Source organism: Saccharopolyspora sp. NPDC000995 (assembly GCF_053599315.1).
Map to the genome: position 1 here is coordinate 1 of NZ_JBSFLZ010000170.1, position 12807 is coordinate 12807.

The window sequence follows — 12807 nt, forward strand, 5'->3', positions numbered from 1 at the left end:
GCGACGAACATCCCTTAATCGCTTTGACCAGCTTGTGCACCCCGTACTGCGGGTCGACTTCGACGAGAAGGTGAACGTGGTCCGGCATCGTTTCCGACGGGAAGCCTCCCGATGACCTGGATGTCCAGCGCGGACCAGCAAACCATCAACGAAGGTGGCGGCCAACCAGCCCCTCTTCCCGCACGGCTACGGCTTGAGGTACTGACCAGCGGTGACGGGCGCTTTCGCAAGCCGAAAACGCCCGTCACCGCATGTTCTCAAGCGTTTAGCCCTCGGCGGGAAGGATTCGGCCGGTCACCTCGCCGAAGGAGATCCGGGTGCCGTTGGTTCCCGGGGCCGTGGCCGTGATCACCACTTCGTCGCCGTCCTGGAGGAACGTGCGCTGTTCGCCGCCGACCTGGACGGGTTCCTTCCCTCCCCAGGTGAGCTCGATGAACGCTCCGCGCTGGTCCTTCTCCGGCCCCGAGATCGTGCCGGACGCGTAGAGGTCCCCGGTTCGGCTGGTGGCCCCGTTGACCGTCATGTGCGCCAGCATCTGGGCCGGCGACCAGTACATCTCCCGGTACGGCGGGCGGGCGACCTCGTGGCCGTTCCAGGACACCGCCAGGTCGATGTCCAGGCCCCACGGTTCGGCTTCCCGCAGGTAAGGCAGGGGCTTCGGGTCCTGGGCCGGTATCAGGACGCGTGCGGCTTCCAGCGCGAGCAACGGCACCACCCATGCAGAGATCGACGTGGCGAAGCTCTTGCCCAGGAACGGGCCCAGCGGCACGTACTCCCACGCCTGGATGTCGCGCGCCGACCAGTCGTTGACCAGCACCGCGCCGAACACCCGGGTGGCGAAGTCCTCGGTGGGGACCGCGGTGCCCAGCTCGGAGCCGGTGCCGACGATGAAACCGAGCTCGGCCTCTATATCCAGGCGGCGGCACGGGCCGAACGTCGGCACGTCCTCGTCCGGCGCCTTGCGCTGGCCGCTGGGGCGGACGACGTCGGTGCCCGACACCACGACCGTTCCACTACGCCCGTGGTAGCCGACCGGCAGGTGCTTCCAGTTCGGCATCAGCGGTTCGGAGTTCGGCCGGAACAGCCGGCCCAGGTTCGACGCGTGGTGCTCGGAGGCGTAGAAGTCGACGTAGTCGGCGACCTCGATGGGCAGGTGCATGGTCACCTCGGCGACGGGGTGCACCGCCGCATCCGGCACATCGCCCGACACCAGTTCGGTGATCTGCTGACGCACCTGCACCCACCTGGCGTGCCCCTGCGCCATGAACGCGTTCAGCGTCGGCTGGGCGAAGACCTCGCCGCCCAGCGCCGCTGCCAAGTCCACAACGGACTCCCCGACGCGGACGCCGACGCGCGGGTCGGTGCCGGGCGTGGAGAACACGCCGTAGGGAAGGTTGTCGAGCCCGAACCACGAACCGTCCGGAATGTCGATCATCGTCACCTGATCTCCAATCGGCGGATGCCCCTGCCCGCAGGCGGCCGAGGAACCGATCTCCTTCGTCCGGTTTCGCCTCGACCGGCTATGCTGATCATTGTGCTGAGCGAGAACCAAGCTAGCACCATAAACCTCCTTTATCGGGAGACCGGGCAAGTTCCGTCCCGGCTGGCGTTGAGGACGTCAAGAAGCGACTCCTTCTCCGCCGCTGAGGACCTGGGCCGACACCAGGCCGAGGTCGATCATCTCGGTAAGTGGCTCGATGATGCTGCACGTGCCGAAGGACAGGAACCGCTCGCGGGCGGCCGCGACCCGCGCGCTGTCGAGGTTCGAGACCCGTTCTGCGATCTTGCGCTCGTCCCGTTCGGCGAGGACGGCAGCGATCTCGGTTTCGTCGGCGAAGTCCACCGCCGCATCGGTGGCCAGCAGCAGGTTCAGGTAGCCGTGCTGCTCGAAGCCGGTGTTCGGGTCGGTGTTGCGGATCGCGTGGTGCAGTCCGGCGGTCGCCTTGAACGGCACCCCCGCGTCGACGACCGCCCGGATCGCGGCGGCCAGTTCGGCCTCGTCCGGGTACAGTTCGGCCTTCACCCCGCCGGTGCGGAACTTTGCCTGGTAGAGGGTCGACGCGCAGTTAGCGATGACCTCCGGGCGCCGTTCGTCCCGGGGCACCTCGACGAAGATGGCCACGTCGTCGGCCGCCGCGCAGGCCCGGTCGAGCTCGGCGAAGAACTCCGCGGGAGCCTGCCCGGCGGGCACCGCGACCTCAAGCGCCCGCAGGCGCACCGGCAGCGATTCGGCCGCCGCGAACACGGCCGGGAGCTGCCGCGGTCCATTCGGCGCGGAGACCGAGAGGTCGAGCCGCTCGCCGGGTTCGAGCAATCCGCCGAGCTCCGCGAGCGCCGGTGCCGCGAGGACCAGCGGCCCGACCAGCTCCGCGTAGGGCGAAGCCGCGTACCTGGCGTGCGCGGCTACGGCTTCGGGTAGCGGCGTAAGGCCGGGCGGGAACACCGCGGCGTCATCGCACAACGACTTCGCGAAATCGGGCACGCTCACTGTTTCGGCCCCCGTCCCGCCCAGGTCCAGGCGTAGCCGGGATCTTCGGCCGCCCGACCTCCCTCGCCGAGCTCCAGAGGGCGGAACGTGTCGACCATGACCGCCAGCTCGTCGAAGAACTCCACCCCGATGCTGCGCTCGTACGCCCCGGGCTGCGGCCCGTGCGAGTGCCCACCCGGGTGCAGGGAGATCGAGCCCTGGCCGATTCCGGAGCCCTTGCGCGCCTCGTAGTCCCCGCCGCAGTAGAACATCACCTCATCGGAGTCCACGTTGGAGTGGTAGTAAGGCACCGGGATGGACAGTGGGTGGTAGTCGACCTTGCGCGGCACGAAGTTGCACACCACGAAGTTGTCGCCCTCGAAGACCTGGTGCACGGGCGGCGGCTGGTGCACGCGGCCGGTGATGGGCTCGAAGTCGGACACGTTGAAGGTATACGGGTACAGGCAACCGTCCCAGCCGACCACGTCGAACGGGTGCTCCGGGTACACGAACCGGGTGCCGACGATGCCGCTGCTGCCGCGGTGCTTGACCAGCACCTCGACGTCGGTGCCGTCGGCCAGGACCGGTTCGGTGGGGCCATGGAGGTCGCGCTCGCAGTACGGCGAGTGCTCCAGCAGCTGGCCGAACTTCGACAGGTACCGGCGCGGCGACGTGATGTGCGAGTTGGCCTCGATGCAGTACGCCCGTACCGGTTCGTCGCCCTGCGGCAGCCAGCGGTGCGTGGTCGCCCTGGGCAGGATCACATAGTCGCCCTGCCGGAACGGCAGCGCGCCGAACACCGTCTCCACGATGCCCTCGCCGGATTCGACGTACACGCACTCGTCGCCGATCCCGTTGCGGTACAGCGGGGAAACCTCGCCCGCGACCACGTAGGAGATGCGCACGTCGGCGTTGCCCAGGACCAGCCGGCGGCCGGTGACGACGTCGTGGCGCTTCCACTCCTGGCCGCCGAAGAGGTCGTGCAGCTTCAGGTGTCGCGGCCGCAGCGGGTGGTTCGGCTCGGTGTCCAGGTCCGGCAGCTCCCAGACCGCCGAGTCCACCAGCGCCGACGGGAGGTTTCGGTGGTACAGCAGCGACGAGTCGCTAGAGAAGCCCTCCTCCCCCATCAGCTCCTCGTAGTACAGGCCGCCGTCCGGCCTGCGGTGCTGGGTGTGCCGCTTCGGCGGCACCTCGCCGACCTGTCGGTAGTACGCCATTGACCCCGCCTCCTCGCAACGGTCCAGGGCATCATCGCCCCGACGGTCATTTAGTTAATATATTTATTACTTGCCCGAGCGCGCAACAGCCGGACGGATCAGTTCCGGCCGCGGATGTCGAACTGGTCGCGGTTGGTGATCAGCTTGTCCAGCAGCATGGTCAGAATGCGCTGCTCGGTCTCCGTGAGCACGCTGGTCCACTCGTGCTCCCGCTCGTTGTGCGCCCGGAACACCTCGACCATCTCCTGCTGCCCGGCTTCGGTCAGCGACAGCAGCACCGAACGGCCGTCGCGCTCGCCCGGCGCCCTGTCCAGCAGCCCGTCGGCGACCAGCGTCTTGGTCAGGTTCGACACCGCGGCCCGGCTCATCCCGGTCAGCTCGGCCGCCTTCTTTGCCTCCAGCGGGCCAGCCAGCCAGGTGACGAACAGCAGCCGGAAGCCCGACCAGGACCGGCCGCGTGGCCGGTGAACCGCCGCCTCCAGGTCGTAAGTGACGATGTTGGACGCCCGGTTGAGCGTCAGCAGCACCTCGGTGGCCAACTGGTGCCGGAAGCCGTACTCCGTCGCCAACCTGTTGTTCGCCAGCTCGACGAAGGACCAGAAGTCCAGCTCGTCCGCCGCCATCACACCCCCCGTCGCCAACTGATCAATGCATGAACTATCTCAGGTCCGTTCGCGAAGCACCAGCCTGAGCCGATTCTCAGCCTGCGGGCCGCTCTCAGCGTTATCTCAGCTGCCTTCAGACACCCTTGGTCACAGGACCCGACAGGAGGATCTGATGAAACGCAAGCACGTCGCTTACGCTGCGACCGCCGGTGCCGCGGCGGGCGTCCTGGGCCTGACCATGCTGACGCTGCCCGCCGGGGCGGGTGCGGCCCCGGCACTGCCCGCGGTGGCACCGGAGCAACTGGTGGAGTCGGTGATGCGGGCTCAGCCACCGGCGCTGACCGGCACCGTGGAGGTGGACAACGCGCTCGGACTACCTGCGATCCCCGGCGCGGGGCAGGCCTCCGAGATGCTCGCCAACGGAACCAGCCAGTTCCAGGTATGGGCCGACGGCCAAGGCCGCCACCGCGTTTCGATTCCCTCGCGCAACGGCGAGCTGACCGTCGTCGACGACGGCTCGACGGTGTGGAAGTGGGACTCTGCCGAGCAGAAGGTCGTCCGCTCCCCCGAGCACGCGCCGGAAGCGGCAGAGCACGCGGCACCAGCCGACCCCGCTGCGACGGCGCGTGAGATCATCGACAAGCTCCGCCAGACCAGCGACGTCAAGGTGGACGGCACGGCCAGCGTCGCCGGTCGCGACGCCTACGAGCTGGTCCTGACGCCGAAGCCGACCGAGCGCACGTTGCTGCGCGAGGTGCGGGTCGCGGTGGACGCGCAGAAGCGCGTTCCGCTGGAGCTCTCGGTGCTCACCAACGGCTCGAACGACCCGGCGCTGCAGGTCGGATTCAGCAGCGTGGACATGAGCGCGCCGGATCCGTCCCTGTTCCAGTTCACCCCACCGGCGGGCGCGAAGGTGGAGGACGCCAAGGCTGGGCACTCGCCCCAGCAGCGCCCCGCCCATCCGCAGGGCGCGCAAAAGGTCGTCGGCGACGGCTGGGACTCGGTCCTGGTGACTCAGCTACCACAGCAGGAGAAGCAAGGCCGCCAGGACCTGCGCCAGATCGCCGAGCGGGTCGGCAAGCCGATCAGCGGGCCGTGGGGCAACGGCTGGATCATCGGGACCGCGGCAGGCAACGCCCTGCTGACCTCCGATGGTCGCGTCGCGGTCGGCGCGGTGCCGGAGCAGGTTCTCACCGCCGCGCTCGGCGAGGCGTGATGACGAACGCAGTCGAAGCGGTGGGGGCGGCTGCGGCCGCCCCCACCGCGGGAGATCTCGCCGCGCGGACCGTGGGCCTACGCAAGACATACGGCAAGACCGTCGCAGTGGCGGGCGTCGACCTGGCGGTGCCGCGCGGCGGGGTGGTCGGCGTGCTCGGCCCCAACGGCTCGGGCAAGACGACCACGATCCGGATGTTGCTCGGCCTCACCGCCCCCACTTCGGGCGAGGTCGAGCTGCTGGGCCACCGGTTGCCGGAGCACAGTGGCCGAGTTCTGCCACGGGTCGGCGCGCTGGTCGAAGGGCCCGGCTTCCACCCGTTCCTGTCCGGTCGGGAAAACCTGCTCCGGTGCGCGGCGATGGAACCGGGGCTGCACGGTCCCGAGATCCGCGGAGTGGTCGAGCAGGCGCTGGAACGCGTCGGGTTGGATTCTGCCGCCGGTCGGCGGTACCGGGGCTACTCGCTTGGCATGAAGCAGCGGTTGGGCCTGGCTGCAGCCCTGCTGGTGCGGCGCGAGCTGGTGGTGCTCGACGAGCCCACCAACGGCCTGGACCCGGCCGGCACCCGCGAGATCCGCCGGATCATCGCGGAACTGCACGAGGCGGGTACGACCGTGCTGGTGTCCTCGCACCTACTCGCCGAGATCGAGGCGACCTGCACGCACGCCGCGGTACTGCACCGGGGTTCGCTGGTCGCGCAGGGCGAGCTGGCTGCCATGCTGGAGTCCGGCGCACCGCACCTCGTCGTGTCCACATCGGACGTTTCCGCAGCCGTGGCGACGCTGCACGACAAGGGCGTGGCGGCGCGGGAGGACAGCGGAGCAGTCCGTGTCGAGTTGTCCGATGTGGACTCATCCGAGGTAGTAGCGATGCTCGTGCACGCTGGGGTGCCGGTGCGGGAAGCGCGCCGGGCCCGGACCGGGTTGGAGGACCTCTTCGCCCGGTTGACCGAGGAGGAACTGTGACGGCGACAGCGGCAGTCACGACAACAGCGCGGACATCGGCCCCCCTGGGCCGAGTGATGGTCGCCGAGCTGCGATGGGTGCTTCGCCGGCCGCGCAACCTGCTGGCGCTCCTGCTGCTCGCAGGCCTTCCGGTGCTGCTCGGCACCGCGATCGCCGTCACCGGCGGACCCAGTAGCCGCGGCAGCGGTTCGATCCTTGCCGCCGTGGCCGGGAACGGGCTGGTGCTGCCGGTCGCGGCCCTCGTGCTCGCGCAGTCGTTGCTGCTGCCGCTTGTGGTGGCGATGGTCGCGGCGGACGCGCTGGCCGGCGAGGCTTCGCAAGGCACGCTGCGCGGCCTACTGCTCGCGCCCGTGGGCAGGGTGCGGCTGGTCGGCATCAAGGCCTTCGGCGTGCTGGTGCTGGCGGCGCTCGCGGTGACCGTGGTCGCCGTCAGCGGTGTCCTGACCGGGCTCGTCATCGTCGGCGGCGACGGCATGGTGACGCTCTCGGGCACCACGCTGCCGATCGGTTCGGCGCTGGGCCGGGTGGCGTTGGCCGCCGGGTGGTCCGCGGTGCAGATGGCAGCCGTGGGGGCGGTCGCGCTGGCGATCTCGTCGCTCACCGAGCACCCGCTGGTGGTCATGGCCGCCACCATGGGCGGCCTGATCGGGTTCGGGGTGCTCGGCACGATCCCGGCCCTGGACTGGTTGCAGCCGGTGCTGATCACCACGGACTGGTCGGCGGTTATGGACGTGCTGCGCGATCCGATGAGCGGCGACACGCTGGTCACCGGCCTGTTCCGCGCGGGGTGCTACCTGCTAATCGGCCTGTCCGCCACCATCGCGCGCATGGTCACCAAGGACGCCTGACGGTGCGGGGGCGGCGACGCCTCCGCACCCGGCATCAGCGCTGGAGCACCGCGTGGAGTTCCAGCCATGCCGCCTTCAGCAGCAGGCGCGTCGTTCCGGCCCGCCCCAAGACTGAGGTCTTGTGGGCAACGCGAGGTGGTCGTTGCTGCCGTTCGTGGCGCACTTGGAACCCTTCGATCTTGCTGAGCCGGGCGCCACCGCGCCTGCCCGAAACCCGACGCCTGGCAAGACCCCGTTGTCCCGCCAGGCCGCACGCCGCCCGGGGTCGTGCCCCGTCCGGTGCGTGCGACGGAGACATTGCTCGTTACTCGCCGGTTGCGCAAGGAAAATTTTGGTGCTCGCCGCGATCGGTGCCTCCGCGACGCACGTCGCCCGCGCCGGCGCGAGCAGGTAAGTTCGGCTCCGTCCGCGTTCGGAGGGGAGTCATGGAATTCCGCCATCTCGGCCGCAGCGGCCTGGTCATCAGCGAACTCGCCTACGGAAACTGGATCACCCACGGATCTCAAGTCGAGGAGGATGCCGCGACCGCGTGCATCCGCGCGGCGCTGGAAGCCGGGATCACCACCTTCGACACCGCCGACGTCTACGCCGAGGGCCGCGCCGAGGTCGTCCTGGGCCGCGCGCTGCGGGGCGAGCGCCGCGCAGGCCTGGAGATCTTCACCAAGGTCTACTTCCCCACCGGGCTGGGCCGCAACGACCGTGGTCTCAGCCGCAAGCACATCATGGAGTCCATCGACGCCTCGTTGCGGCGGCTGCAGACCGACTACGTCGACCTCTACCAGGCGCACCGCTTCGACCCGGAAACACCGCTGGAGGAGACCATGGAGGCCTTCGCCGACGTGGTCCGCAGCGGAAAGGCGTTCTACATCGGGGTGTCGGAGTGGACCGCAGAGCAGATCCGCGCTGGGCACGCGCTTGCCCGGGAGCTGCACGTACCGCTGGTAGCCAGCCAGCCGCAGTACTCGGCGCTGTGGCGGGTGATCGAAGACGAGGTGGTGCCGACCTCGGCGGAGCTGGGCATCGGCCAGATCGTCTGGTCCCCCGTCGCGCAGGGCGTGCTCACCGGCAAGTATCTGCCCGGGGCCGCCCCGCCCGCGGGTTCCCGCGCCACCGACGAGAACGGCGGGGCGAGGTTCGTGTCCCGCTTCCTCCGCGATGAGGTGTTGGAACGGGTGCAGCTGCTCAAGCCGCTGGCCGACGAGGCGGGGCTGTCGCTGGCGCAGCTGGCGGTGGCCTGGGTGCTGCAGAACCCGAACGTCTCGGCAGCCATCATCGGCGCCTCCCGGCCCGAGCAGATCACCGAGAACATCGCGGCCTCCGGGGTGAAGCTGGAGGCCCAGCTGTTGCGGCGCATGGACGAGATCCTCGCCCCGGTCGTCGAACGCGACCCGGGCAAGACCGCCGAGAACGCCCCGAAGACCCGGAAGTGACCTGCGCGGCTAGTGGCTGAGCCGGTCCCACACCGACGGCTGGCGCGGTGCCGGAACGAACGGCGTGGACTGCGCAGCCGAGTGACGTCGTCTCGCGCGCGACACAGCGCCCGCGATCAGCCCGACCACGGCGGCGAGCAGAAGAATGCCGAGTCCGACGGCGGTCGAGCGGTCGACGGTGAGGTCACCGCGCACGCCGATCGAGAAGGTGGCGAAGAGGGCCCAGCACATCGCTGCGGTCGCGGTGGCCGCGGGCACCGTCGTGAGCGCCGAGACGATGGCGACGAGGATCGCCAGCAGCACCACGGCGGCCGCGGGGCGGGCCGTCTCGTCCACCGCGATGCACGCCGTGACGACCACGAATCCGCTGGCGAACCCGAGCGGATATCCGAAACCTCCTGGCAGGACCTGCGATTCCGACCGCACCGTCCGGCCATCACGCGCCTCCGGAAGCCGCTGTCCGCGAAGTTTCCGCCACCTTGACGCCCACCAGCGCAATCCTGACAAGACCATGACCGCAACTTACTCGGACCCCGGTTCCCGGTCTTGCTTTTGCCGGGTTCGGCTCTGCAAGCTCGACTTAGCGATCGATCAGTTAGCCGAAAAGCCGCCCGACCAAGTAAGAAGACCAGCCGGTTCGGACCGAGGAAGTGCGCAGCCGGATGAACGGGGACAGCCCGCAGTACGACGCGATCATCATTGGTGCCGGATTCGCCGACATGTACATGTTCAAGACACTGCCGGACAAGGGATTCGGACGCGACGAACGCGGCACCGATGTCGGCGGCACCTTTACTGGAACCGGTAACCCGGCGCGCGGCTACTCGTTCTCCGAAGAGCTGCAACAGGAATGGCAGTGGACCGAGCGTTGCCGTCGCAGGCGGAGATCCTGCCTTACGCCCGGCACAAGGCCGACCGCTTCGACCTGCGCCGCGCGCGCAGCGAAGCCGGCACCGAACGGCAATGGGGCGAGCACTTGAACGAGGTCGCCGCAGAAACGCTGCACCCGCGTGCGGCGTCCTGGTACATGGGCGCGAACCTGCCGGGCAAACCGAGGGTTTCATGCCCTACATCGGCGGTGGGACTTACCGCGAGCACTGCCCGGGAAGTCGCCGCCGACGACTGCCGGGGCTTCCGCATCACCGCGTGAGCCCCGGTAGTCGGGTCAGGCCAGCGGTCCGGAGTGGACGATCAGCACCAAGGCCGGGTCTGGGCTAGGCGGTGGCGGTGCTTGGCGTGGCCGCGGTAGGCGATGCTGTCGCGCGGGCCGAGCTCGTGCACGGACCGGTTCTCCGATTCCTCCAGGAATTCCACCTCGATCGTCCCGGAGATTACGTAGACAAACTCGGGCGGGCGTGGCTGAAGTAGTCCTCGAACTTCTCGGTGCTGACAACCATTTCGGTCACGCCAGCGCCCGCCTCGTAGTGGTCGAGCAGCCGCACCGAGTCCACCACCTGGTTCGCACCCTGCTCCAACCGGACGCCTCCGGCCGACGGCGCGGCCTCAGCCAGCAATGCCTGCTACGTCGTGTGCAGCGATTCGGCGATCAGGAACAGCGAGCGCATCGAGGGGCGTGCCCGCCCGCGCTCGGTCTGTCTCAGGAACGGATGCGAGAGCCAGGTGTCCGCGGCGACCTGGACCAGCGTGCGCCCGAGTGCCTTGCGCCGGGAGCGGATCGCCGCGCCGAGGCGGATGTCCGCATCCTGCACACCGCGACGCCTCTCGCCCACTGCTTCCCCCTCCGCGAGACACTGCTCGTCATCGATGTCACCTGCATCAACATTCCTCGCTCGGCCGGCTCCCCCGCGTCCTGCGAGTTGCCCGGTGCGGCGCCCGGTGCTGCACTGACCGCTCGCAGACGTTGCCGGGGGGGCGAGGGCGATGACCGAGGCGGCCGAACCAGTTTTCGACAACCTTCGCGCGCTATTCATCAACTGCACGCTCAAGCGCTCGCCGGAGCGCAGCAACACCGAAGGCCTGCTCGAACTCAGCGCGGGAATCATGCGCAGCAGCGGCGTCGTGGTCGACAGCATCCGCGCCGTCGACCACGACATCGCCGTAGGTGTCTGGCCGGACATGACCGAGCACGGCTGGGCCACCGACGAATGGCCGCTGCTGTACCAGCGGGTCCTGGCCGCGAACATCCTGGTGCTGGCCGGGCCGATCTGGCTCGGGGACAACAGTTCAGTGATGAAACACATCATCGAACGGCTCTACGGCTGCTCGTCGCTGCTCAACGACGCCGGCCAGTACGCCTATTACGGACGCGTCGGCGGTTGCCTGATCACCGGCAACGAAGACGGCGTCAAGCACTGCGCGATGAACGTCCTCTACAGCCTCCAGCACCTCGGCTACACCATCCCGCCGCAGGCCGACGCCGGATGGATCGGCTCGATCGGGCCCGGCCCGTCCTATTTGGACCCCGATTCCGGTGGTCGGGAGAACGACTTCACCAACCGCAACACCACGTTCATGACCTTCAACCTCATGCACGTGGCGGCGATGCTCGACCGGGCGGGCGGCATCCCCGCCTACGGCAACCAGCGCACGGAGTGGGACGCGGGCTGCCGCCCCCACTTCGAGAACCCCGAGCACCGCTGAGCGGGGGCGGGAGTGGCCAGCGACCACTCCCGCCCCCGCTACCTCTCGGTCGGTTCGACGGTCAGGTCGGCATCGCGGGTCTCGCGCATGAACCAAACGCACACCGCACAGATCACGGCGATCAGTGCCACGTAAGCCGAGATCGGCAGCGACGAGCCGGTCCAGGCGATCAACTGGGTGGCCAGGACCGGGCTCAGCCCGCCGCCGACGATGCTGCTGGCGTTGTAGGCAACCGACGAGCCTGTGTAGCGGTAGCGGGTCGCGAACAGCTCCGGCAGGAATGCGCCCATCGGCGCGAACAGGGCCGCGAACGCGATCATGCCCACCGACATGCCGATGGCGATCAGCACCGGCTGCCTGGTGTTGATCAGGGCGAACAACGGGAACGCCCACACGATCGCCAGGATCGCGGCACCCAGGCAGACCCGGCGTCGACCGACCCGGTCCGAGTACATCGCCAGGACCGGGGTGGCAATGCCCATCACCGCGGCCGCGATCATCGCGCAGATCAGCAGCATGTTCTTGCTCAGGTGCAGCACCTCGGTGCCGTAGGACAGCGAGAACGTGGTGATCGTGTAGAACAGCGTGTGCGCGAGGATGAACGAGCATGTCGCCAGCAGCAGGGTCTTGGGCTGGCGCTTGAAGACCTCGACGATCGGCGCCTTGGCCTTCTCCTGCTCCCGCATGGCCTTCTCGAACACCGGCGTCTCCGCGATCTTCATGCGGATGTAGTAGCCGATGATGATCAGCAGCGCGCTGGCCAGGAACGGCACCCGCCAGCCCCACGAGTCGAACGACTCCTGCGACATGGTGCCGCCGAGCACGAGGAACGCGGAACCGGCGATGACGAAGCCGACCGCCGGACCGACCTGCGGGAAGCTCGACCACAGCCCGCGCTTGCCCTCCGGCGCGTACTCGGTGGCCAGCAGCACCGCGCCGCCCCACTCGCCACCTAGCCCGAAACCCTGCAGGAAACGGCAGGTCACCAACAGGATAGGCGCCGCAACGCCGATCGTCTCGAACGTCGGTAGGAGACCGATCGCCACGGTGCCGGCCCCCATCAGCAGCAGCGAGGCGATCAGCATCGTCTTGCGACCGATGCGGTCGCCGAAGTGGCCGAACACCACGGCCCCGACCGGCCTGGCGATGAACCCAACGCCGAAGGTGGCGAACGCCGCGAGCGTGCCCGCCAGCGGCGAGAACGTCGGGAAGAACAGGTGGCCAAACACCAGCGCCGCCGCAGTGCCATAGATGTAGAAGTCGTAGAACTCGATGGCGGTGCCGATGAAGCTCGCCGCGACGATGCGCCCCTTGGGCACCGCGGTGGGTGGCGAGCTGGCAGCGGTGGTCACTAGTGCACCCGCTTCCGTGCGAGCCCTTGGATGGGGCTTGTGGTAGGAACTAGGCGGAAGCCGGGGTGACGGCCTGTGGTGGTCGCCCTTCGAGGGCCTGTATGAC

15 protein-coding genes and 1 pseudogene are annotated in these 12807 nt (G+C 68.9%); 6 read left to right on the forward strand and 10 right to left on the reverse strand.

The genetic code is table 11. From position 1 onward, the window contains the following. The 5 genes and pseudogenes from ACWDKQ_RS32700 to ACWDKQ_RS32720 form a co-directional block, all read right to left on the reverse strand. Window positions 1-94 (reverse strand): annotated as a pseudogene (locus ACWDKQ_RS32700) (transposase); the annotation flags it as partial. 171 nt (window positions 95-265) lie between these two features. Further along, entirely contained in the window at window positions 266-1441 is a 1176-nt protein-coding gene (gene fahA, locus ACWDKQ_RS32705; protein WP_450142629.1) for a fumarylacetoacetase, read from the reverse strand. Between the two features lie 177 nt (window positions 1442-1618). Further along, entirely contained in the window at window positions 1619-2488 is an 870-nt protein-coding gene (locus ACWDKQ_RS32710) for a hypothetical protein (RefSeq protein ID WP_450142630.1), read from the reverse strand. Further along, the gene (locus tag ACWDKQ_RS32715; RefSeq protein ID WP_450142631.1) at window positions 2485-3684 is read right to left on the reverse strand and encodes a cupin domain-containing protein; all 1200 of its coding nucleotides are present in this window, start codon (window positions 3682-3684) and stop codon (window positions 2485-2487) included. Before ACWDKQ_RS32715 ends, ACWDKQ_RS32710 begins: the two co-directional genes overlap by 4 nt. Window positions 3685-3782: 98 nt before the next feature. Beyond that, on the reverse strand, window positions 3783-4307 hold the full coding sequence (locus ACWDKQ_RS32720) for a MarR family winged helix-turn-helix transcriptional regulator (protein ID WP_450142632.1): 525 nt from the start codon (window positions 4305-4307) through the stop codon (window positions 3783-3785). Between the two features lie 154 nt (window positions 4308-4461). Here ACWDKQ_RS32720 and ACWDKQ_RS32725 point away from each other — a divergent pair, with 154 nt between their 5' ends. From ACWDKQ_RS32725 to ACWDKQ_RS32740, 4 genes are all read left to right on the forward strand, one after another. Then, the gene (locus tag ACWDKQ_RS32725) at window positions 4462-5505 is read left to right on the forward strand and encodes a LolA family protein (RefSeq protein ID WP_450142633.1); all 1044 of its coding nucleotides are present in this window, start codon (window positions 4462-4464) and stop codon (window positions 5503-5505) included. Continuing rightward, window positions 5505-6470 (forward strand): ABC transporter ATP-binding protein, encoded by a 966-nt coding sequence (locus tag ACWDKQ_RS32730; protein WP_450142634.1) that lies wholly within the window; start codon window positions 5505-5507, stop codon window positions 6468-6470. The genes ACWDKQ_RS32725 and ACWDKQ_RS32730 overlap by 1 nt, the downstream gene beginning before the upstream one ends. After that, window positions 6467-7318: an ABC transporter permease gene (locus ACWDKQ_RS32735; RefSeq protein ID WP_450142635.1), complete on the forward strand. Its 852-nt coding sequence runs from the start codon at window positions 6467-6469 to the stop codon at window positions 7316-7318. Before ACWDKQ_RS32730 ends, ACWDKQ_RS32735 begins: the two co-directional genes overlap by 4 nt. Window positions 7319-7743: 425 nt before the next feature. Then, window positions 7744-8748: an aldo/keto reductase family protein gene (locus tag ACWDKQ_RS32740; RefSeq protein WP_450142636.1), complete on the forward strand. Its 1005-nt coding sequence runs from the start codon at window positions 7744-7746 to the stop codon at window positions 8746-8748. Between the two features lie 9 nt (window positions 8749-8757). On the opposite strand, the gene ACWDKQ_RS32745 is transcribed toward ACWDKQ_RS32740, so the two are convergent. Next, entirely contained in the window at window positions 8758-9174 is a 417-nt protein-coding gene (locus tag ACWDKQ_RS32745; RefSeq protein ID WP_450142637.1) for a hypothetical protein, read from the reverse strand. A gap of 430 nt (window positions 9175-9604) precedes the next feature. Here ACWDKQ_RS32745 and ACWDKQ_RS32750 point away from each other — a divergent pair, with 430 nt between their 5' ends. Continuing rightward, the gene (locus ACWDKQ_RS32750) at window positions 9605-9898 is read left to right on the forward strand and encodes a hypothetical protein (protein WP_450142638.1); all 294 of its coding nucleotides are present in this window, start codon (window positions 9605-9607) and stop codon (window positions 9896-9898) included. 41 nt (window positions 9899-9939) lie between these two features. Here the strand turns inward: ACWDKQ_RS32750 and ACWDKQ_RS32755 are convergent, their stop codons facing one another. From ACWDKQ_RS32755 to ACWDKQ_RS32765, 3 genes are read right to left on the reverse strand one after another with little or no spacing between them, the layout of a single operon-like run. Then, window positions 9940-10062, reverse strand: a complete 123-nt coding sequence (locus tag ACWDKQ_RS32755) for a hypothetical protein (RefSeq protein WP_450142639.1) — start codon at window positions 10060-10062, stop codon at window positions 9940-9942. A gap of 17 nt (window positions 10063-10079) precedes the next feature. Beyond that, a complete protein-coding gene (locus ACWDKQ_RS32760; RefSeq protein ID WP_450142640.1) occupies window positions 10080-10262 on the reverse strand; it encodes a hypothetical protein in 183 nt (60 codons plus the stop codon). A 6-nt stretch (window positions 10263-10268) separates the two neighbouring features. Beyond that, on the reverse strand, window positions 10269-10478 hold the full coding sequence (locus tag ACWDKQ_RS32765) for a helix-turn-helix domain-containing protein (protein WP_450142641.1): 210 nt from the start codon (window positions 10476-10478) through the stop codon (window positions 10269-10271). A gap of 151 nt (window positions 10479-10629) precedes the next feature. Between ACWDKQ_RS32765 and ACWDKQ_RS32770 the strand changes: the two genes are divergently transcribed. Next, entirely contained in the window at window positions 10630-11349 is a 720-nt protein-coding gene (locus tag ACWDKQ_RS32770; RefSeq protein ID WP_450142642.1) for a flavodoxin family protein, read from the forward strand. A 38-nt stretch (window positions 11350-11387) separates the two neighbouring features. Here the strand turns inward: ACWDKQ_RS32770 and ACWDKQ_RS32775 are convergent, their stop codons facing one another. Next, window positions 11388-12701, reverse strand: a complete 1314-nt coding sequence (locus tag ACWDKQ_RS32775; protein WP_450142643.1) for an MFS transporter — start codon at window positions 12699-12701, stop codon at window positions 11388-11390. Between the last annotated feature and the right edge of the window lie 106 nt (window positions 12702-12807).